The organism is Kiloniella sp. EL199 (genome assembly GCF_900313065.1).
Lineage (GTDB): Bacteria > Pseudomonadota > Alphaproteobacteria > Kiloniellales > Kiloniellaceae > Kiloniella.
Genome location: NZ_OMPU01000013.1, coordinates 231,098 through 252,573, shown reverse-complemented (window position 1 = coordinate 252,573; position 21,476 = coordinate 231,098). Strand labels below are relative to the sequence as shown.

Annotated in this window: 17 protein-coding genes and 1 tRNA gene; 7 read left to right on the top strand and 11 right to left on the bottom strand. The window is 45.6% G+C overall.

Annotated features, from left to right (window positions below; translation table 11 throughout):
* Positions 1-4 precede the first annotated feature (4 nt).
* The 4 genes from D9A03_RS16020 to amt form a co-directional block, all read right to left on the bottom strand.
* A complete protein-coding gene (locus D9A03_RS16020; protein ID WP_162938199.1) occupies positions 5-706 on the bottom strand; it encodes an outer membrane lipoprotein carrier protein LolA in 702 nt (233 codons plus the stop codon).
* A gap of 84 nt (positions 707-790) precedes the next feature.
* Positions 791-3,175, bottom strand: a complete 2,385-nt coding sequence (locus D9A03_RS16015) for a DNA translocase FtsK (protein ID WP_120498218.1) — start codon at positions 3,173-3,175, stop codon at positions 791-793.
* Positions 3,175-4,488 (bottom strand): aminotransferase class I/II-fold pyridoxal phosphate-dependent enzyme, encoded by a 1,314-nt coding sequence (locus D9A03_RS16010; RefSeq protein WP_120498217.1) that lies wholly within the window; start codon positions 4,486-4,488, stop codon positions 3,175-3,177. Before D9A03_RS16010 ends, D9A03_RS16015 begins: the two co-directional genes overlap by 1 nt.
* Positions 4,489-4,807: 319 nt before the next feature.
* Entirely contained in the window at positions 4,808-6,193 is a 1,386-nt protein-coding gene (gene amt, locus D9A03_RS16005; protein ID WP_120498557.1) for an ammonium transporter, read from the bottom strand.
* 404 nt (positions 6,194-6,597) lie between these two features.
* On the opposite strand from amt, the gene D9A03_RS16000 reads away from it, so the two are divergent.
* From D9A03_RS16000 to D9A03_RS15985, 4 genes are all read left to right on the top strand, one after another.
* Positions 6,598-8,448, top strand: a complete 1,851-nt coding sequence (locus D9A03_RS16000) for an autotransporter assembly complex family protein (RefSeq protein ID WP_120498216.1) — start codon at positions 6,598-6,600, stop codon at positions 8,446-8,448.
* 18 nt (positions 8,449-8,466) lie between these two features.
* Positions 8,467-12,879 carry a translocation/assembly module TamB domain-containing protein gene (locus D9A03_RS15995; protein ID WP_120498215.1) on the top strand — a complete coding sequence of 1,471 codons (4,413 nt, stop codon included), beginning with the start codon at positions 8,467-8,469 and terminating at the stop codon, positions 12,877-12,879.
* Positions 12,880-13,181: 302 nt separating this feature from the next.
* Positions 13,182-14,447 carry a UbiH/UbiF/VisC/COQ6 family ubiquinone biosynthesis hydroxylase gene (locus D9A03_RS15990; protein WP_254055071.1) on the top strand — a complete coding sequence of 422 codons (1,266 nt, stop codon included), beginning with the start codon at positions 13,182-13,184 and terminating at the stop codon, positions 14,445-14,447.
* 300 nt (positions 14,448-14,747) lie between these two features.
* Positions 14,748-15,446: a hypothetical protein gene (locus tag D9A03_RS15985; RefSeq protein WP_120498214.1), complete on the top strand. Its 699-nt coding sequence runs from the start codon at positions 14,748-14,750 to the stop codon at positions 15,444-15,446.
* Positions 15,447-15,514: 68 nt separating this feature from the next.
* Here D9A03_RS15985 and D9A03_RS15980 read toward each other — a convergent pair whose 3' ends face one another.
* The 5 genes from D9A03_RS15980 to D9A03_RS15960 form a co-directional block, all read right to left on the bottom strand.
* The gene (locus tag D9A03_RS15980; protein ID WP_120498213.1) at positions 15,515-15,913 is read right to left on the bottom strand and encodes a gamma-butyrobetaine hydroxylase-like domain-containing protein; all 399 of its coding nucleotides are present in this window, start codon (positions 15,911-15,913) and stop codon (positions 15,515-15,517) included.
* Between the two features lie 27 nt (positions 15,914-15,940).
* A complete protein-coding gene (locus D9A03_RS15975; RefSeq protein WP_120498555.1) occupies positions 15,941-16,123 on the bottom strand; it encodes a Trm112 family protein in 183 nt (60 codons plus the stop codon).
* A 45-nt stretch (positions 16,124-16,168) separates the two neighbouring features.
* Positions 16,169-16,840: an LON peptidase substrate-binding domain-containing protein gene (locus D9A03_RS15970; RefSeq protein WP_120498212.1), complete on the bottom strand. Its 672-nt coding sequence runs from the start codon at positions 16,838-16,840 to the stop codon at positions 16,169-16,171.
* A gap of 76 nt (positions 16,841-16,916) precedes the next feature.
* Positions 16,917-17,831, bottom strand: coding sequence for a co-chaperone YbbN (locus D9A03_RS15965; protein WP_120498211.1), 915 nt, complete (start codon positions 17,829-17,831; stop codon positions 16,917-16,919).
* 169 nt (positions 17,832-18,000) lie between these two features.
* A complete protein-coding gene (locus tag D9A03_RS15960; protein WP_120498210.1) occupies positions 18,001-18,534 on the bottom strand; it encodes a prolyl-tRNA synthetase associated domain-containing protein in 534 nt (177 codons plus the stop codon).
* 166 nt (positions 18,535-18,700) lie between these two features.
* Between D9A03_RS15960 and D9A03_RS15955 the strand changes: the two genes are divergently transcribed.
* A tRNA-Gly gene (locus D9A03_RS15955) sits at positions 18,701-18,775 on the top strand.
* Positions 18,776-18,907: 132 nt separating this feature from the next.
* On the opposite strand, the gene D9A03_RS15950 is transcribed toward D9A03_RS15955, so the two are convergent.
* Positions 18,908-19,684 carry an ABC transporter substrate-binding protein gene (locus D9A03_RS15950; protein ID WP_120498209.1) on the bottom strand — a complete coding sequence of 259 codons (777 nt, stop codon included), beginning with the start codon at positions 19,682-19,684 and terminating at the stop codon, positions 18,908-18,910.
* Positions 19,685-19,874: 190 nt separating this feature from the next.
* Here D9A03_RS15950 and D9A03_RS15945 point away from each other — a divergent pair, with 190 nt between their 5' ends.
* Both D9A03_RS15945 and D9A03_RS15940 read left to right on the top strand, forming a co-directional pair.
* The gene (locus D9A03_RS15945; protein ID WP_162938198.1) at positions 19,875-20,081 is read left to right on the top strand and encodes a DUF2842 domain-containing protein; all 207 of its coding nucleotides are present in this window, start codon (positions 19,875-19,877) and stop codon (positions 20,079-20,081) included.
* Positions 20,082-20,122: 41 nt separating this feature from the next.
* Positions 20,123-20,476, top strand: a complete 354-nt coding sequence (locus tag D9A03_RS15940) for a hypothetical protein (RefSeq protein WP_162938197.1) — start codon at positions 20,123-20,125, stop codon at positions 20,474-20,476.
* On the opposite strand, the gene D9A03_RS15935 is transcribed toward D9A03_RS15940, so the two are convergent.
* Positions 20,449-20,784: a hypothetical protein gene (locus D9A03_RS15935; RefSeq protein WP_120498206.1), complete on the bottom strand. Its 336-nt coding sequence runs from the start codon at positions 20,782-20,784 to the stop codon at positions 20,449-20,451. The genes D9A03_RS15940 and D9A03_RS15935 overlap by 28 nt on opposite strands.
* Positions 20,785-21,476 lie beyond the last annotated feature (692 nt).

Below are 21,476 nucleotides of genomic sequence, written 5' to 3'. Positions count from 1 at the left end.
TTATTTATTTTTCAGGGTTTTGTCTCTTTAGGTCCAAATCATCTGTTTTAAAAATGGCTTCATCAATTTTGGTATCGTAGACGGGGTTTATCAAAGACACCTGTGTTGTAATGCCTTGCGCATCAACAACTTCCCACTTTTTAAGAGAAATTGGGTTGTCACTAAATAAAAGTGTCATTTGTGTTCCATCTGACTCGCCTTCTGCTTTCAATTCCAGTTGAATTGTGCTGTCAGATTCTTGAGCACGAAGAATTTGGATATCCTTGTGTAACTCAACCTTTTCTCTAATTAAAAACCATAGAGGGGTTTTCCAAAGGGGAAGGTAAGTTGATTGCTTTAGTTTTTTATCGAAATAAAGCAGGGTTGCACCGTTGGCAACCATGACAATGGGAACAGGCGGATCGTATTCAAAACGCATTTGCCCTGGCCGTTGAATGTTGACTTTTCCTTCCGATAAACTGCCATTGCTGGAAATTTGTATAAAACGTGCAGATACGGATTTTAAGTCGTTCAAATAACCTTCCACACGACGGACGATAGACACCTCATCGGGGGAAAGCCCTTGTAGCCCATTAGGTTCACTTGATGCATTTGAATCGGCATGAGCTATGGAATTGCCAAGCGATAGCGTCCCGGCGAACAGAGATAATGTCAGGGCAACTGTCAGTAAGGTTTTAACTGAAAATATTTGTGCGATCTTGATCAAAGCTTGATCCTTATAAATCAATAATTCAATAATAGGTTTGTGCGCTGTACCTTGATTAAAAACAAGGTCGTAGCTCTACGTATTCTATTCATTTCTGTCCGGAACCAGTACTTCGCGCTTTCCTACGTGATTGGCTGATGAAATAACGCCTTCATCTTCCATTCTTTCAATAATTGTTGCGGCCCTGTTGTATCCTATTTGAAGGCGGCGCTGAACGTAGCTGGTTGATGCTTTTCGGCTTTTAATCACTTCTGCAACTGCTCGGTCATAAAGTTCATCCGCCTTGCTGCTGTTCCCGCCACTGCTGGATGGTGCAGCAGCGTCAAAATCAGGACTTTCAGAGTCTTCGGTTGTTACTGATTCGATGTAGTTTGGCATGGCCTGTTTCTTCAGCCAGTTAACGACTTCCTCGACCTCTTCATCTGTTACCAGTGGGCCGTGGACACGTTGAATTCTGCCGCCCTGACCCATGTAAAGCATATCACCTTGCCCAAGAAGCTGTTCTGCACCCTGTTCACCAAGGATCGTTCGGCTGTCGATTTTTGATGTGACATGGAAGCTTATACGTGTCGGGAAGTTAGCTTTGATTGTACCGGTAATAACATCAACAGATGGACGCTGCGTTGCCATCATAATGTGAATACCCGCGGCACGGGCCATTTGTGCGAGTCGTTGAATAGCAGCTTCGATGTCCTTGCCAGCCACAAGCATAAGATCGGCCATTTCATCGACAACGACGACGATGTAAGGCAGAGCGTTCATATCAAACGGTTGTTCTTCGTGGATTGGCTGTCCGGTTTCTGGGTCAAACCCTGTCTGGACTTTACGTGTCAGAATTTCACCGTTCTTGCGGGCTTCTGCCATGCGGGCGTTATAGCCGTCGATGTTTCGGACTCCTAGTTTGGACATAGCGCGATAACGGTCTTCCATTTCACGTACAGTCCACTTGAGGGCAACGACAGCCTTTTTGGGTTCTGTCACTACAGGTGCCAACAGGTGCGGAATATTGTCGTAGACGGATAACTCCAGCATTTTGGGGTCGATCATGATGAATTTACATTCATCAGGTGTAAAGCGGTATAGTAGCGAGAGGATCATGGCGTTTACAGCCACTGATTTACCTGATCCTGTGGTTCCTGCGATCAGCAAGTGTGGCATGCGTGCAAGATCCACAATGGATGGAATGCCACCGATATCTTTCCCGAGGATAATGGGAAGTTTGCCTTTGTCTTTGTCGTAGTCGCTGGATCCCATTAATTCTTGCAGATAGACGGTTTGTCGTTTGCTGTTTGGCAGCTCTATACCAATTGTTGTTGATCCGGGAACAACAGCGACACGTACCGAAATTGCTGACATTGATCTCGCGACATCATCGGCAAGGCCAACAACCCGACTTGTTTTGGTGCCGGGGGCGGGTTCCAGTTCATAGCGTGTGACAACGGGGCCGGGGCGAATTGTAACAATCTCTCCTTTGACGCCAAAATCATCAAGAACAGTTTCCAGCAAGCGTGCTGTTTTCTCCAACGCGTCTTTGCTTAGGCTGTTTTTCCCTGTATCGCTGGGCGGATCGTTGAGTATGGAAATCGGAGGCAACTCATATTCACCATCAACGGTTTCCAGATTGAGGCGTCCTTGTTCTTCCGCTTTTATCCGCTTGCTTGGTTTGGCCGGTTTTGCAGATGTTTCAACACGAGCATTGGTGATCTTTTCGTCTTCCAGGGTCGGTTCAATTCTATCTTTCTTTGCCCGTCTGCGGATTGCTTGATCTCTTTTTCCCCGGATATCCGGTGTTGCATCATTGTCGTCACGATTACTTTTGAATGGGTTGGGCGCATTGAAGATATGTTTGATTTGCCCCGCTGCGGAAAAGCCAAACTTTAATCCGCGCCCTATTGTTTGCCATTCTTCTTTCCTGAGGGCGATAGCATAGAGGAAAAGAGGAATGGAAATAAGGAATGAAGCCAGGGAAAGTGCCCAAGACAAGTCACCTAAATAAGGCTGTGACTCGTTAAGGGCCAACTGTCCGAAAGTGCCACCCAGATTGGATGTCTGACCCAGCCCTAACCATCCTTCTGCTTGCGGGAGCCATGCACAGGCGACAAAGAGTGTGATGATTAACAGGGGGAGAGTCATAACTCTGGTCCAGGGATGGCTAAGGCTATGATCTTTGAAGCATCTCCAGCACCAGGCGGTAAGTATAAGCGGCAGGCAATATACGGATAAGCCTACAAAAGGGAGCAAGAAGCTAGCAATTTGTGCGCCATAGATACCTAACAAGTTCTCTGCAATACCATCTGTGGCCCTGTTAAAGCCGGGATCTGTGGGGCTGTAACTCACCAAAGACAGGAATAGCGCGATTCCTGTAAGCAACAGTATGACACCCAGGCATTCTATAAGACGCTTTTGGAAAAAGACGCCAGTGCCCTGAGGAAGCAGTTGAACTTTATCTGATTTGGCTGATCGTGCCATTAATTACGGGCCCCCAAATCGTTTGCTGTAGAATTATTCATACTGTCGAGCAGGTCGCGAATACTTTCGAGAGTCCTTTCCATGAAGTCAGGATCATATACCAAGGCAAGGCGGATATAACGATCTCCTGGTGACGATCCTGTACTGTTGGCGTGGCTCATGTAAGCACCGGGCATGACACGGATACCTGCTTCCTGCCAAAGCCGCTTTGTAACTTCTATACCATCGCCGACTTCTAGCCATAAACAAAATCCGCCAGCAGGAATTTCCACGGGTATTCTTTTCCCGAGAATTTTTTGTGCAAGGTCGAAATTCTTCTTATAGAGCTTGCGGTTAACCTCTACGTGCTCTTCATCTTGCCATAACCGTGTTCCTGCTGCTTGCACAGGAATTGGAACGCCTGCGCCCCCAACCTGACAGGTTGTGTTGATCATGGAAATCCATTTCTCATCACCGGCAATGAAACCACAACGAAGGCCAGCAGCACTTGATCTTTTGGAAAGAGAATGAAAAACCAGAATATTGGCTAAAGGATCTGCCTGAGAACTATTCGAAAGATTTGCGTCCGTTTCTGCTGCTATTTCCCCGGCTATTTCCCCGGCTATTTCTAGGGCTGAATGGGGAGGCGTATCGTTATAGATTTCGGCATAACATTCATCAAAAACAACAACGAAGTTGTACTTTCGAGCCAGAGAGATCAGATCTTTAATACGCTGTGGATCAGCGACCGCTCCTTCGGGGTTAGAGGGGCTGCAAAGTACGCAAAGTTCGGTCCGTTTTAAGATATCTTTGGGAATAGTCGTATAATCAGGCAGGTAGCCGCTTTCTTTGGTTGCGCTGACGGTAACAACTTCGGCTGCTGCAGCTGCGGCTGCCCCAGTATAAACATGATAACAGGGGTTGGGAGTAAGGAATACGGGGGCTTCTTCTCCCTTTTTGGGCGTAGAGAGTACAGTAAGGGCGGTCATGAAGAGTCCTTCACGAGTACCAGGCACAGCCAGAATATGTTTGTTTGGATCAATAAAATTTTGCGGTAAGTTGTAACGTTGTTCCAGCCAGTTAGCACTGGCAGAAAGATATTCTGCTGTCCCCTTTGACAGGGGGTATTTTGACCAGCCTTTAGCTGCTTTTTCGATTTCTTCGGCAACAAATGCCGGTGGCTGTGTCTGTGGTTCACCGATAGACAGATTGATCACCTGTCCATCTTCAAGACATGATCGGCCAACCGGAAGGTCTCCGAGTAGGGTACGAAGACGGGTAAAGGGATGAAATTCCTGTAATTTTTGTCGATCAACAAACTGTCTTGTTATCACGTGAACTCTTAACCTCGGACTCTACTATTTCGGTCAGCATGAATTGGTTTAATTAATGTAACTAAATACCAATTCGGGCAAGAGCGTGGCTAGAGAAAAGAAAATTTTTTGCGAGTTTAGTGATGTTTTCAAATAAAAAGACCGCCTATCACGGGGGTGTGACAGGCGGCAAGTTAAGACCCTACTAGGAAAGAGCTCGGATAGCGGTCTGTAGGGCCTAAGGAGGATGAGACGTACCGGAAAAGGGATGACCGGATGTTCTCGGATGATTTCACGATAGGTTGTGAGATCACCAACTTCAGTGGGGAGACTGAAAACGTTAGACGAGTTTTTGTGAGCCTCGTCCAAATTCTGGGTAGGCTTCCAAGCCTAGTTCGCTGACATCAAGACCGTTGTATTCATCTTCATCGGAAACCCGAATACCGACAGTTATCTTGAGCAGAACCCATAGGCCAGCGCTGCAGACAATGGTGAAAGCGCCGATGGCAATAATACCTGTCAGCTGGGAAACAATGGTTCCGGAACCAAAAATGCCAACAGCCAGCGCTCCCCAGATTCCTGCGCAGAGGTGAACGGGAATAGCGCCGACAACATCGTCAATTTGCAGGCTGTCAAGTAGGGGGACGGCAAAGACTACGATAGCACCGCCAATGCCGCCAATGATAATGGCCATATATGCGTGGGAAACATCTGGTCCTGCGGTAATCGCAACCAAACCGGCAAGAGCACCGTTGAGGGCCATTGTCAGGTCAATTTTTTTGTAGAGAATCTGTGTCAGGATCATGGATGCTACAACACCAGCAGCGGCGGCGATGTTCGTGTTTACAAAAACGATGGCCATGGCGACGGCATCTGCTGCAGACCCAAGTGCGAGCTGAGACCCGCCGTTAAATCCAAACCACCCCATCCACAGAATAAATGTACCGAGTGTTGCGAGTGGGAGGTTAGACCCCGGAATTGGCTTAACCCGACCATCTTTTGAGAATTTACCTTTGCGTGGCCCCAGTATGATTGCGCCGGTAAAAGCTGCCCATCCACCAACGGAATGAACGATGCTTGATCCGGCAAAATCGCTAAAACCAAGCTCGGACAACCAGCCGCCACCCCAGCTCCAGGAAGCTTGAATTGGATAAATAACTGCGGTCAGGACGGCAATGAATAACATAAATGGCCAAAATTTTATACGCTCGGCGAGGGTGCCAGAGACAATAGAGGCAGTCGCGGCGACGAAAACCATCTGAAAGAACCAGTCTGACATAACGGAATAACCGTTTGATGTGACAGCAGTGATCAATTCTTCGGTACTGGCTTCTGCGGAAAGAAGAGCGACTTCTGCGTTGCCTGAGTCATAAAAAAAGCTGAACGTTCCTATAAAGCCACCTTCTTCTACACCAACGTACAATAGATTGTAGCCGACGAGATAAAACATAAGGCCTGCAATAGAATAGAGGGCAATGTTCTTCAGGCAAATTGCGGCTGTGTTTTTACTGCGCACCAAACCGGCTTCCAGCATGGCAAAACCGGCTGCCATCCACATAACGAGAACACCGTTAATCAAAAAGGAAAATGTGTTGAAGACAAAAGCAGTTTCTTCTGTTACTGCGGCATGTGCTGGTGTGGAGAGCATAAGCAATGAGGCTGTTATCGCAAATGGTGTGACAGTGCTTTTGCGAACGTTTTGTAGGGAACTGAGAAGGCTGGACATTGTTTCTTCCATTATTTGCGTTCTGGGACTGCTCTTCTAGTTCCAAGAAACGTGCCAACTTTTAGAAAAATTAATATCCTTTATTTTCATATAGATAAGTGTTGTATATGGCACTTGCACGTGGATTCAAACTGTGCAGCGCAAAATAATTTTTGTCTAAATTTTAATCACGTATAATTTGTTGGTCAAATAATAGGCAAATTAAAAAATTATCTTTACAGCATAGGTATAAGCCACGATTGAATGGCAAGCTCTAAAGCGATAGTTATTGGTTAAGTAGAGTTCAGGGGAAGTGTTATTTTTCTGTACTAAGTCATCGGATCAGTTAGTTTAATTGGGCAAGCTAGTCCGAATAGGGCCTGTATTGTAAAGCCCTAGTATCGAAGCAACAGGGTGCGCTCTTTATGAGACGATTTAATTTCCTTGGGAATGGTCAAAAATTCCTGAAGACAAGCATAACTTTTTTGGCTTTTATCCTGCTGAGTTTCGGGGCGTTTATTCCTGCCAATGCACAAGACTTATTATCGACAGTTGCTTCAGAGATATACAAGTATGAGGTTTCTATTTCTGGCGATATGCAAGGTGACTTGTTAGGCCTTGTTGAAGAATCTTCCCGTTTGGAACAGCTCAAGGACAAGCTCCCCTCCAGTTTGGCGGCGCTTAAGCGCAGAGTAAGGGAAGACAGTGAGGGATTTGATAAGGTTCTGCGCTCTGAAGGTTATTACGATAACAAAATTTCTTATGAGGTTGACGATAGTCAAAGGCCCATCAGTGTTGCTTTTGATATTAAGACAGGTCCTCAATTCCAGCTCCATACATTCCGTGTTGTATTCAAATCCGGGAAGCAGATTCCCACAGCGTTAAATAATGCAAACATTGGAATATCAACGGGTGTTGCTGCCCGCTCAGAAGCTATTGTCGAAGCTAAGAATCAGGCAATTGTAATTTTGGCTGATCATGGGTATCCGGATGCTAAACTTGCCGATCAGGAAGCAATCGTTGATTTTGCGACACAAAAAATGGATGTGACGCTTGTTCTTGATGAAGGCCCGAGACTGGTTGTGGGGAATCTGGAATTTGAAGGTTTGGCAGAGGTTGATGCAAATTATCTTCATCAACTGGGACAGTGGAAAGCCGGCATACTTTATAATGCAAAGATCATAGACGAACTGCGCCGTAAGTATTTGCGGACGGGGTTGTTTGAAGCTGTCCGGATGAAACCGCTGGATACAAGTAATGCGGCCCGCGATGGCACCTATGTGACCCCGATAACTTTTGTATTTGTTGAGCGTGAGCATAAATCGGTTGGTCTTGGGGCCAGCTTTTCAACAAGTGAAGGGGCCGGAACACAGTTTTTCTGGGAAAACAGGAATACCTTTGGTCAGGGTGAAAAACTGCGGGCAGATCTGACTGTTGCGGAGATACGTCAGCAACTAAAGCTCGGGTTTAATAAGCCAAATTACCTCAGAAATAATCAGAGCTTTAATGCCAATACAAACATCAAGCACGAAGATACTGATGCCTACGAAGAGAAATCTGTAAGCGCTTTTGTGGGTATAGATCGCAAATGGAGTAAAAATTGGACTGTCGGTGGTGGTCTTGAGCTTGAATTGTCCGAAATTGAAGATGAAGACGATACTGAATCCTTTGCCTTTGCAAGCATTCCCCTTAGTGCGCGATACGATTCAACAAATGATCTGCTGGATCCAACAACAGGCTTTCGCTTTGGTGTAACAGCAACACCTTATTACGGATTGACGGCGGCTTCCCCGGATTTCTTCAAGACGGAAATTGACGGATCGACCTATTATTCCATTTTGGATGATGACAGACTGGTTTTTGCGACGCGTGGTAAAATCGGTCTGTTGGCCGGGGATAGTTCCAGCGATATACCGGCAACCAAGCGATTTTATGCTGGTGGTGGTGGATCAATCCGAGGCTATGAGCATCAAACTGTTGGCCCTCTTAATTCAAGCGATGATCCCATTGGTGGGCGATCTCTTGTTGAATTTGGCGCAGAAGCCCGGGTGCGTGTAACTGAAGATATTGGTTTGGTTCCTTTTATAGAGGGCGGTAACGTTTACGACAGTGCGGTTCCTGACTTTTCAGGGAATTTCCAATGGGGTGCTGGTCTTGGGTTGCGATATTATACCGCCATCGGGCCGATACGTTTGGATGTGGCAGTTCCGTTAAACAGACGTGAAGAAATCGATGATGCTTGGCAGTTTTACGTTAGTATAGGACAGGCCTTTTGAGATGAAGGTTAGTTCAAAATGAAAATGAGTAAAGGCAAGATTATTGCCTCGGTCATCGTTGCACCATTGGCTCTTTTTCTGATTCTGTTGTTGGGTGGTTATGTTTATCTGCAAACGGATAGCGGTCGGGCGATCCTGTTGGCACAGATTGAGGCAGTGGTAAATGACCCCGCTGGCTTGACCATTTATCTACAACAGCTTGATGGTAATGTTTTTTCCAATGCGCGGCTTGGTAAGGTTATTCTGCGGGACCCTCAAGGTGACTGGCTTGAAGCAACAGACCTTGTTCTGGATTGGTCTCCACAGGATTTGTTGTTTGGCCAGTTAAAAATAAACCAAATCTCTCTTGCTTCTCTGGTTGTGAAACGTAATCCGGACTTGCCTTCTGCACCGGAAGAGGAGGAGAGCACATCATCACCTCTGCCTTTATCTATAGATATAAGCCTTGGGCAGCTTGATATAGCAAAGATTGATCTTGCCGAGAGCATGTTGGGGCGAAAGGCTCTGTTGGCCCTGTCTATGAAGCTTTCTGTACGGGATGAATCCGGGATTGTCAGTACTCTTAATATTGACCAGCTGGATGCGCATCAGGGGGTTGTCAGTGCCAGAGTTAATTACCTGCCTGATGCAGACACCTTGTCAATTGACGCACAGCTTACTGAGTCTCAAGGGGGATTGATTGCACGGGCGTTAGATCTTCCCGATTACCCTGAAGTGAATTTTGCTATCACGGGGCAGGGACCCTTGGTGAATTGGCAGGGGCAGCTCAAGGGCCACGCGGGGGAATTGTTTGAAACTAACCTCTCTCTTTCCAGCCAAGGGCAGGATACAATTACTTTTAATCTTTCCGGTACTACAGAGTTTTCAGAGAAATTTGCGTCTTCCCTGCCTTTGGTAGATAGCAAGCCGATTGATATGGCATCGACAGTTCTTTGGGACAGAGAAAATGATCTGATCACACTGTCATCTCTGGAGGTTGCGAATTCTAACCTGAGTGTTTCTATCAGTGGTGATGTGGATCTCGACAAGGAAAGCGTTCATGTCTCTGCCAGCACCTTGTTGTTACGTGTCGATACTCTTAATTCGTTGATTACACCGGCCTCGCTTGGGCGTGGGGTTGTCGATCTTGATATCGCTGGTGATTTTCAGTCGATGAATATCACGACGACCTTTCAGGCGGGGGGCATAAAGCTTAATCAAGGTGCGCAGACTGATACCGAAGCTCAAAATATTTTAGGTATCGGGGATATTATCGGGAGTATTAGCTCTGATATCAATTTGATGTCGCTGGAAATGATTCCCGTTAATGCATCTGCTGCTCTCACAGAAGTTAGCGGGCTTCCTCCTCAGGCAGAGAGCTTGCTGGGGCGTAACTTGCGTCTTGAGCTTGAGAGTCATTATGTCCTTGAAAGTGGATTGTTAAATATCCCGATGCTGCGTGCACGCGGGGCTTTCATCGGTGCAGATGTCAGAGCGGCCATGGCAACCCGTGAGAATACGGCAAGCTCAAAGATTGCGATCGTTCTGGATGATCTTTCCCGGATTGCACCGATAAAGGGAAAGCTGGTCACCGAATTAAATTTGCAGAGTCTGGATGTCGCCAATCAGGTGACGGGTGATATCTCGATTACAGCTCAAAGCCTTGATGTGGGTGAACCTGTCCTTCAGGAACTCGTGAGTACCGATCCATCCTTGAGGGCAAATTTGAATTTGGGTGATGGGATCTTCAGGATATCGGATGTCTCTTTACCGCTTCCGGTGGCACAACTTACCGGGGCAGCTGAACTTCCTGCCACCTTTGAAAGTCTTTTGGCTGATGTAAAAGTCGAAGCCCCGGAGCTTTCAAGGTTGAATAAGGTTGCCGGACTTGACTTATTGGGGGCAGGAAACTTTGAAACCACACTAAGCGGCGAGATCACAGATCCAGAAGCAGAAGGAACGTTAACGCTGTCCGCTTTGAATCTGAATCAGAATAAAATCGGTGATTTGGTGACAACCTTTAACGCGAAGACATTGGCGAGTGGGGCAAGTGGGGGTGTTGATTCAGAGCTTCGCGGAGGGATTCTAGCTCTGGATCTGGCGTTTGGATTTTCTATGGCAGATTACGGGAAACTGGAAGTCTCGGATATTCTGTTGCAAACGGGGCAGAATAATATGTCGGGTACGGCAACGGTTCCCTTTGATGGGGCGCCGCTTATTGCTGATATCCGGGGGGATTTCCGTGATATTTCCTCTCTGGGAACAGCCTTTGGGGTTGGTCTCGCAGGTGCAGTCTCGGCCAATGCAGCCCTCACAGAAAAAGGCGGTGTGCAACATCTGGCTTTGGACGCGAAGGCAAATAATTTCTCACCTGACTCCGGGGGGACAGTTATCAGGAATCTGGATGTGACTGCCACATCACAGGGGAATTTTAATGATCCCTTGTTGGTGATGACGGCCATTTTGTCCGATGTTTCTGTTCAGGATCGTTTGATAGAACAAGCCCGGCTGGATGTTAAGGGCGGTTTATCCAATGCTGATTTTACCTTTGCAGTGGACAGTACAATGGCACCTTCTGTTGCTTTAGGTGGTGGCGGCAAATTGACGCTTCCAGTGGCGGGGAAAACATCACACACACGTTTTGAACTGTCTCAGTTGGATGGCACGATTGCAGACAAGGTTCTGGCTTTGCGCCAAGCTCTTGTTGTGCTTCAGGATCAGGATAAAACCAGTATTGATCCTTTCGAGCTTGCATTAGATGGTGGCGTGATAACCGGGGCTGGTGAGCTGACAGAATCCAGTGCAGATGCGCAAGTGGAAATCAAAACCTTTCCCGTAGATCTGGTGAACTTAGTTGCCCCTGATCTGGAAATAAAAGGGATGTTGGCCGGAAAGGCAAACTTGTCTCTGCGTCCTGAAAGTGCACAGGGAAATCTTTTGCTGAGGGCTGAAAATATCAAGCTTTCTGACGACTCAGATTCAACGATACCGCCGTTGCAAACAACCTTAGCCGGGTCGTTGAATAATAACCGCTTTGATTTTCAAAATGATGTAACAGGGTTGGAAAAATCAAAGATTCAGGCCAAAGGTTCCGTACCTCTACAGGTTGGGCTTTCACCTTTCTCTGTCACTGTTCTTGAAAACCAGCCTCTGGCTGGAGATCTTTTGATTGATAGTGAAATCGAAAGTTTGTGGGCTATTCTGGCGCTGGATACGCAGGAAATGCTCGGAAAACTTCGTAGTGATCTCAAGGTTTCCGGGACTGTTGCAAATCCGCAGTTGATCGGCACAGCCACTGTGCGTGAAGGGCGTTATGAAAATATTGAACTGGGAACGCTGCTTAAAAATATCACCCTTGATGCCGGGTTGGAAAATAGCCAGTTGTTGCGATTAAACCTTCTGGCGAATGACAATAAACAGGGGGTTTTGAGATCTGAAGGCACCGTGCGCTTTGAAAATTTAAGCAACCCACTGGTTGATTTGGCTATCCAACTCGACAATCTTGCAGCGCTCGATCAGGATCAAATAGCCGTACAGACGGATGGTAATATCGCAATCAAAGGTTCGCCCGCCAATATGACGGTAGCGGGGGATATTACGACCCGTGAAACCAATATTAATATTGGTAGCGCAGTTGCCCCAAGCGTCGTAGATCTGGAGGTCACTGAAATCAATCGTCCAAATAAGAGCCAGTCAAAATCAGTTGATGCAAAAGCTGAGAAAGAACAAAAACCTTCAAATATTTCACTGAATTTACTGTTGAATATGCCACGAAAGGTTTTCATTCGCGGCCGAGGTCTTGATTCTGAATGGGAAGGCAGATTCACCATCAAAGGGCTTGCCAATGCCCCGGTGATTGAAGGGTACCTGAGTCCGGTAAGAGGGCAGTTCTCTTTCGCAGGTAAAAACTTTAAATTGCGACAGGGCAAGATCGCGCTGCTGGGCGGTACCCAGATTAATCCAGAACTTGATCTTTCTGCAATCTACGAAGCTGATAACGTGACGGCGGTTGTGTCTATACAGGGGACAGCGACCAACCCCAAGATCAGTTTCTCTTCCCCCGATGGCTTGCCCGAGGATGAGGTACTTTCCCAGGTTCTCTTTGGAAAAGCTTCGGGCAAGCTTTCGGCGGTCGAGGCCCTTCAGCTTGCATCGGCGATTGCATCCCTTTCCGGTACAATAGATTCTGGTGGTGGTGTTCTCGGCTTTGCCCGGGATACTTTGGGCGTAGATGTTCTGACTGCAGGAACAAATTCTGATACCGGATCACCGGAAGTGAGCGCCGGAAAATACATCACCGATAATATCTATATCGGTGTTGACCAAGGGGCTTCAGCGGACAGTACCAAAGCAAAAGTCCAGATTGACCTGACGCCCAATATTACGCTTGAGAGTGAAACCGGACAAACGGCAGACAGCAAGGTCGGTGTTTTCTGGAAATGGGATTACTGATTGTTTTAATTGAATCAATACTTGATCAGAATTTTTGTTTAAAATTCTCAGGTTAAATTGTCGCAAATCCCTAGGTGGTGCCGATTATAGTTGTTTAATTTAGTTTTTTGCTCAAGGCATGAAGAGAGAAGTGTAGATACTCCTACACGAACGATGAAACAACGACGAGAAAGAATTAAATTAAACAACTATATCTTTTGGCAAAGGCTTTAATCCCTCTTATATAGGAATGAGTAAGTTCGGTGCGATTGGATTATCTTTGTTCTGAATGCACTTATCTTAAAAAAAGATCCTGAATATAAATGACTCAAAATAATATGGCTCAAAAAGATCTAAGCGTTGAAGTTCTTGTTGTTGGTGGTGGCCTGGTTGGCTTGACTCTGGGTGTTGCCCTTGCTGGCGCAGGGATGGATGTCGCTGTTGTTGATCGCGAAGAACCTTCTGATCAAAAGGCCACGCCTTTTGATGGTCGTTCATCTGCCATTGCTCTGGGATCTCAACGGGTTTTTGATCAGGTTGGCCTGTGGGATGGGATGACATGGGCGGCAGAGGCTATTCGCTATATCGAGATTACCGATGGTCAGATTGATCGTGGCGCATCTCCGCTTTCCATGTCTTATGACTTTAGTGAAGTCGGTGATATGCCGATGGGGTGGATTGTGGAAAATCGCGCCATCAGGCTTTCGACACATGCCAAGGCCGCTGAGCTTGAAAACCTTCATCATCTGGCACCGCATAGCTTGCGGGAACTGGAAAGAGATAAACGCGGTGTTGTTGCCTCCTTGGATGATGGCACACATATCAAAGCGCGCTTGGTAATTGGTGCAGACGGGCGCGGTTCCCAGTTGCGTAAAAATGCCGGGATTAAGGTATCAGGAACGGATTATCATCAGAATGGTATTGTTTGTACTGTGGTGCACGAAAAACCCCATAATGGTGTTGCTTTCGAACATTTCTTGCCTTCAGGTCCCTTTGCGCTTTTACCGTTACCTGATAGCGAAGAGGGTGTGCATCGCTCGTCACTGGTCTGGTCGGAAAAAAGAGACCTTGTTGATGGCTATATGGCCATGAGTAATGAAGATTTTGCCAATGAACTTCACCGCCGATTTGGTGAAAGTCTCGGGGCCTTTACGGTAACAGATATGCGTTGGTCCTATCCTTTGAGCTCATTACATGCGGAACGTTACACAGATACCCGTCTGGCCCTTGTGGGGGATGCAGCCCACGGAATGCACCCGATTGCCGGACAGGGGCTGAATCTTGGGTTGCGGGACGTTGCTGCGCTGGCGCAGGTCGTTGTGGATTCCAGAAGAGTAGGTCTCGATGTTGGATCACCACAGGTTCTGGAAGATTATGCCAAGTGGCGTCGTTTTGATAACGTACTCTTGCTCGGTGCCATGGATGGTCTTGTGAAACTGTTTTCCAATGATTTGGCACCTGTTCGTGTGGCACGTGATCTTGGTTTGGCCACCGTGGACAAAATTCCGCCAGTAAAACGTTTTTTTATGAAGCATGCCATGGGAATTGTCGGGGATCTTCCTCGGTTGATGCAGGGTGAGAAACTATAGTTTCGCTTAATTTTAATTTCATATGAGTATGAATTCGCTTGGGCTTTCCATAGGTACAGATGCTTGGTCATAAAGATGAATAAACTGGGCCAAAAAATTCGACTGAAAATTTGCCAGAGAACTCATCAGGAAAGCTTTCTGGACCAATGACATAAAATCGCCAGAGTTGGTTGTTATCTTTATGCTAACGTTTGAGAATATAATGTGATATCTCACAAAAATGTTCAGTATGTATCTTGGCATAGGCTGGCCTAGCTTAGGATGGAATGAGTAGAAGTTGTTTGCGTTGGAGAGATATCAGTGTCTTTCGTAAAAGACGAAATTAAATGGCCCAAAAGTATCCTTGCAGGCCTGTTTTTTCTGACCATAGGCTTGATGCCTGTGAGTAATGCTCAGGCTGCGGGTGATTCAGTTATTGCCCAAGGCGGAAACGGAGAGGTTTTTTTTGCGGCTTTACCTGATCAATGGCAGGCTTTGCCCAGAAATACACAGGCCCAATCAACAACCGCTGAATGGCTGCCGCCCGGGCAAGACGTCAACAACTGGAAAGACATGATTACCGTTCAGGTTTTTCCGGGATGGGCTGACGGTGATGTCGTCAGTTTTCTGGATGAGCTGGCTGCGATTTATAAACAGAATTGTGAAGTAAGCGGGGCAACACCCCCCCTAAAAGATCAGGTTAATGGTTTTCCAACTGGCTTTCGTTTGATCAACTGTACCCGCGATTTAACTCGCAACACGGGTGAAGTGGCTCTTTTTCGGGCAACAGTCGGCCAAAATGCCTTATATTTGATTCAACATGTTTTTCGCGTGCCTGAATTTGAAATCGGTGCGCAACCGGTCACGAACGAGGCAATGAAACAGGCTTTCGAAGGTATTCGGACCGGGTGGGCATGTAATCAGAATTCTAAAAAACATCCTTGCCCGCCAAGTTGGCAAAGCTCTTTGTCTAAACTGGATGGCAAGCCATCTGTTGTTGTGATAAAGGCCCAAAACTAATCAGACTGCGGGGCATGGACAGAGGGCAACACGGCGTGAATACGAGAGTAAGAAAATAAAAGTTGTTCTTAAGGGATTCTTGAAAGACCCCGTTTTTCCATTTCATTCAGATATCTTTGCCAGATGGTTTCTTGCTCGGTTGCAAGTTTATAAAGGTATTGCCAGGAATAGATCCCTGTATCGTGCAAGTCATCAAAGGTTAGTTTGACGGCATAGTTGCCAACGGGCTCAATGGCAATAATGCCAACCATACGACGCCCGGAAAGGATTTGTTTCTGGCTAGGATGATGGCCTTGCACTTCGGCAGAGGGGCTTTCCACCCGAAGGTACTCAGCAGGCAAGACAAAGGTCATTCCGTTTTCAAAAGTTATGTGAAGAGATCTTTCGTCTGATTTGTATTTCAGATCCGTTGGCCAGTGTTCGGTATGAAAACCCTGCGCGTTATCTTCTTCGATTGACTCTGACATTAAAGGTCTATCCAGAATCTGTTTGATTTAATCAATTGCTCTGGCTTCGTCAGTCAGCATCACCGGGATGCCATCGCGAATGGGGTAAGCGAGTTTTGCCTGACGGGATATCAGTTCTTGATTCTCTGCATCATATTCCAATGGACCCTTGGTTTCCGGGCATACAAGTATTTCGAGTAATTTTCTGTCGACGCGTGGTTCACTGCTCATAATTATATCCATTGTGCACTGATCTATCCTGTCATCAGTGCGATTTTACTGTTTGGCAAAATTCTGATTACTTTGGTGAACGGCCATATCCATAATTGTTTCCATGATATCTGCTCGTTGTACCAAAGTGGAGGCCTCTAATATTGCTTGCTTTTCTGCGGATGAAAAGGGGCAAATCATCGCAAGAGTATTTACCAAACGATGATTGTTTGTGTGTTCTATTGCCTTCCAGTCCGCATCAATATTGTTAACGTCAAAATAGCTACGCAAACACGATAAAAGTCGGGTGCGATCCAGATCTTCTGGCTCGGTATTTTCCAGATCCGGACGATAAGGCTTGTAGTCGGGCAGAACACGTCTGTAGCCAAACTCAGCGGGTTTTTCTTCGGCAATATTGTAACGAATCAAGCCTTGAAGAGAGATGAGGTATCGTCCGTCATCTGTTTCCATAAAGGATGTTATTCTGCCAAGACATCCAACTTTATAGAGAGATACAGTGTCATCATCCAGGGTATCTTGACTGGACGTGCTGCTTGGTTGAATCATGCCGATACATCGGCTTTGCCCCAGTGCATGATCAATCATGGTAAGATAGCGGGGCTCAAAAATATTGAGCGGAAGTGTTCCCCCAGGGAGTAACAGCGCGCCTTCCAATGGGAAAATAGGAAGTTCGTTCGGAAGTTCGTTAAACTTTGGGTCGAAGATACCACCGGTCATAGCATGCCTTTTATGACTGTATTAATAGGGGAACCCGCCTTGTTTTAAGTCTATTATAATCGCGCAAATAATCGGTTTAGCTAAAGAGTAACGAAGATAGTTTGCCGCGCGCTTTCATTGTCATTGGGTCCATCATGCCCCAGGCTTCAAAAAATTTCAAAAGCTGAATACGCGCTGCATCGTCATTCCATTCACGATCATGCTTGATAATGTATAACAGATGGTCGGCAGCTTCTTCGTGACTGCCTTCTGCCTGTAGTGCCAATGCCAGATCAAACCTTGACTGATTATCTGTCTGATCTTTCTCAACTTTGTTTTTCAACGCAACAATTTCTTCGTTACCAAGGCTTTGACCCGCAAGCTCAAGTTTGGTCACAATTGCTGAAAATTCGGGCTTGGTCTTAATGTCGTCGGGTACCTGGTCAAACAGTGCCTGAGCTTCTTCTTCCATATTAGCACTGATTTGACATTCAAGCATACCAATAAGAGCAGGCTCATTATCAGGCACATGTTCCAGAATCTGACTATAGATGGACATGGCTGCCATATCGTCCTGATTTTCCCGGGCCATTGCTGCTTGTTCAAGCGCGTCTGCAAGTGGGTCGCTTTTAACACCCCCGGTTTTCTTTATGACAGTGTCAATGAACTTGGTGATTTCGCTTGGTGGGAGAGCTCCGTTAAAACCGTCAACAGGTTGTCCCTGGAAAAACGCGTAAACCATTGGTACAGATTGAACGCGCAGTTGTGATGCCAACATCTGATTTTCATCTATATTCACTTTGACAAGCTTTACAGCGCCTTTTGCTGCTATAACGGCTTGTTCTATGGCGGGCATCATTTGTTTGCATGGCCCACACCATGGTGCCCAGAAATCGACAAGAACAGGCTGGGTCATAGAAGCTTCCATGACATCTTTGGCAAAGTCTTGCTGATTTGTGTCCTTGATCAGGTCAGTTTGTGGTGCTGAGGCGCTGCCGATGAGTTCTTCCATAGTTCAATATCCGAGCTTTTAAAAAATGATCTCTGAAGTACATAAATTTTTGCAAGCACATGAAGTTTGGTGTTCCAAACTTAGGCTTCAACCCCAATTTAGCTTCAATTCCAGAGAATTTGTCTTTGTACCTGAAAAGATGAGGTTGAATTACCTGAACTGCAAGGGGTCAAGTTGCGTCTTGGGCAAGTTGTGACAAATTATCCATATCCAGCTCTTCTGGCGGGTGATCAATTGCTGTCAAAAACTGCACTAGATTTTCAGGTGTAATTGATGTCGTCATGGTATTGGTCAGGGGGTGTGAATTAATTGGTGATTGCTTCATCATTTGTGAATCGAGAATCACTTTTACGGCGTTATCTTTGTCGTTAATTGCGGTAAAGGGCGAGACTGATCCAGGGGTAATGCCTAGAAATTCCATCAGACGATCTGCACTGCCAAAAGAAAGCTTCCCTGCGCCCAAGGCTTTTGCGAGTAACTTTATGTCGATTTTTCTGTCTTCATGACAAACAAGGAGCCACATCTGTCCTTTTTTATTACGTAGAAAGAGGTTCTTTGTATGGGCGCCGGGGATGTCACTGCAATGTTCTTTGGATTCTTCCACAGTATAAACGGCAGGATGAGTAATAGTTGTGGTTTCGATTCCAAGTTCAGTCAGCTTGTTAAAAAGATTATCAGGGGTGCAAGGAGTGTTACTGGTCATATTTTTCTACCTGCCAGATTGTGCAAATTTTGTTTATAATTAAGGATATGCCTCGTTTTTTTTATCTTTGAAACCAGAAAGGATAAAAGCAGATTGTTTTTTTGTTAAAAAAGCCCTTGCAAAGTCAAACTTCGTGGCGTAAATACCCCTCCACCAACACAGAGACGCGGGCGTAGCTCAGTGGTAGAGCATCTCGTTGCCAACGAGAATGTCGTGAGTTCGAATCTCATCGCCCGCTCCAATGTATGGATGAAAAAGACCCGGCCTTGACCGGGTTTTTTCGTTTTAAAATAAACCTTTAAGAATTTTAGTTAGATTTTGTTTCCCATTTGTGGAAAAGAAGAGCCAGATAGTTGTTATTGGACACTTCTAATCAATTAACTTGCACTTCAATACCGGTTTCCTGACCCCAGATCGATAAGCTGGGAAAGTGTTTGCTAAGTATGGCAGCGTGTTTGCCTTCTTTAATGAGTTCGTTAAGTGCTTTCTGCCATCTGTCAACTTCCGCCGCAGGCGTATTTTTGGAAAAGGCCAGATAAAGGTCAGCTTGAGAGAGGATGGCTATGGGTTTTACCTGTGAAAAGCTTAAACTGTTTTTTTGCAGATCAAAGGACATTGCCAAGTCTGAGACCTGTAAAGCTGATACTCGATTAGTTAACAACAGATCCAGTTGTCTGCTTACCTGGTAGATTAATGTTAAATTATTGAAATCCATCTTTTCAAGTGCCTTATGAACAGCGCCTTCAGCTTGTGTTCCAATACTAGGTATCTTTTTTAAGTCAGAGATATTCTGGCCGGTAAAATCAAAATTCCTTTTAACAAAGATGTAGTCACGGACACTAAAGAGTGGGCCAACCCATTGAAAGAGGTCTTCTCTGTCTTTGGTTCGGCTGATTGAAAAAATGCCAGTATTGGGCTTGGTGAGAGCTGTTTTGTAGGCTCTTTTCCAAGGTAAAACTCTGGGGGTTTTCTCTATACCAAGCTTGTTTCCCAAAGCTTTGACAATATCTGCACCAATTCCCTTTAGCTCATCATTCTCGAGATAGTTGAAAGGGGGATAATTTTCTGTGAGGAATTGTAAATCTGAAGCTTTGGAAAGTGAGGTGCTGAAAAGCAGAAATAAAATACAAAAAGAGCGTAGTAGTCTCATGAAATCCTCATTTTCTACCCCTCATTGACTACTATAGTATGTTTATTGTTAAAGATGCCTTAAATTTTTTGCTTGAATCATCATGATAACTTTAACAGCAATACTTTTTTATGCTGGCTCTTGTTTCCGAGGCGGGATATAAAAATTACCTTCCATTTTAATTCTTAACTGTTGTTCAAGAGTCACAGCTTTGGTTAAAAACCTTATTGGGTATCTATTTTTTTTCTTTTTTCTGGGGCTCTATTCGGCAATGGTTATTTCTATTGGAACAGACTGGCTTCCGGATCATCCGGCTGTGCATCTTTTGTACTATCCCTTTGTGGGACTTATCTGGATTTACCCGGTGATCAAGATGATGTTCTGGATGAAGCGACGGCGTGAAAGAGAAGAGAGTTAATGCGATTGAACAGATTCTCGTGGGTATCAGCGTGTTTTTTTGTGACAATAATTGCTGTGGTGCCAAATGATGCCAGATCCTTCGACAATCTTGGTCACGAAGAAACACTTGATTTTTGCGTGACAGAACTCGGGAAGCGAATAGGGGCTGAAAATGCTCTCAAGATGGAAGATCACTGTGGGTGTGCTGCGGACCTCGCCTTGGAAAAAACGCCAGATTCTTTAAAGGTACCTTTGGCGCGCCTGGTGCGTCATCAGGGCTTAAGGCCCGAAGACCGAGCGGCACTCAAAGCTGAATCGGGTAATCTCTTCCTCTACATTGCAATGCTCGACAGCCATTGTCCCAAAATTCTGAGCGATCCACAGCTTCAAAAACTTTTATTGCCATCGCAATAAAGCTTGCATTCGGCGATAACGTCACCAGCTTTGTTTTCCAGTTTGCTGTGCAGTGACTTTGGCCTGATCTTTTTCATAAACCATTTACTAAGAATCGTAAGTTCAAGAGAATGAACCTTTGCTTCTACCAGAAGACAGTATTGGTCTTTGTTTACCGATGCAGATAAATCTGCGAGCACATCGTACTGATTGGAAGACAATTTATCTCTGATTGTGTCGACTGACAGCGGCGTAGCAGAAAAGCTTAGTCTGATAAATCGATAGGAATTAGATAGGCTGTATTGTTGCGGTTGAGCTGAATTCTTCATGATCGGATCTCGTGTAGCGAAGATTTAAACAAGCGGGCATTGTTATGGTCGTTGACATTTTCATGTCCCCGGTCATTCGCGTACTCGTATACATTCGCGCAGATATTGCTGTGTCTGTCCGATACATATTCATAGAGTTACCCCGTCCCATGTTTTAATGCAAGTCGCAGATGAACAAGTCACAAAGGTGTCATCCTACCTTATGAGCCCGGAAGGAAACCCAGAGGTTTTTTCGAGGCGCTATTTGCCCCCTTTGTCCGGGTTTGTTTTTCTTCCTATGGAGCTCATTATCTATTGGTTTTAAAGATTTTAAAGGATAGAGAGAATTGTGGATATTTTACGGCCTGAAGGTGTCACAAAAATATTCATAGGGGTGTCTCAAACACTAATGTGTCTGGTTACTCTATCGAGAAAGCTTTGATGTTTGAAAGTGAGATTGCATGGTCGAATCTTGGCGAATCTGTTTAGTAATCCGAAATATTTCAATAACTTTGGCCGATACCAAAAACAGATAGAGCCAATGGACTCTTTTTGTTCTCGTCTGTTCGGTGGTTTTATCGCATGTACCCTAAACTTATGAGCGAAAATATCGTGGATAACTTTACTCTTCTGTAAGTATTGGAAAATTATCCTGTGGGCGACGTATTTTTTACTAACAATGGCTCTGAAATAGGTTAACGTGGTTTGTCCTC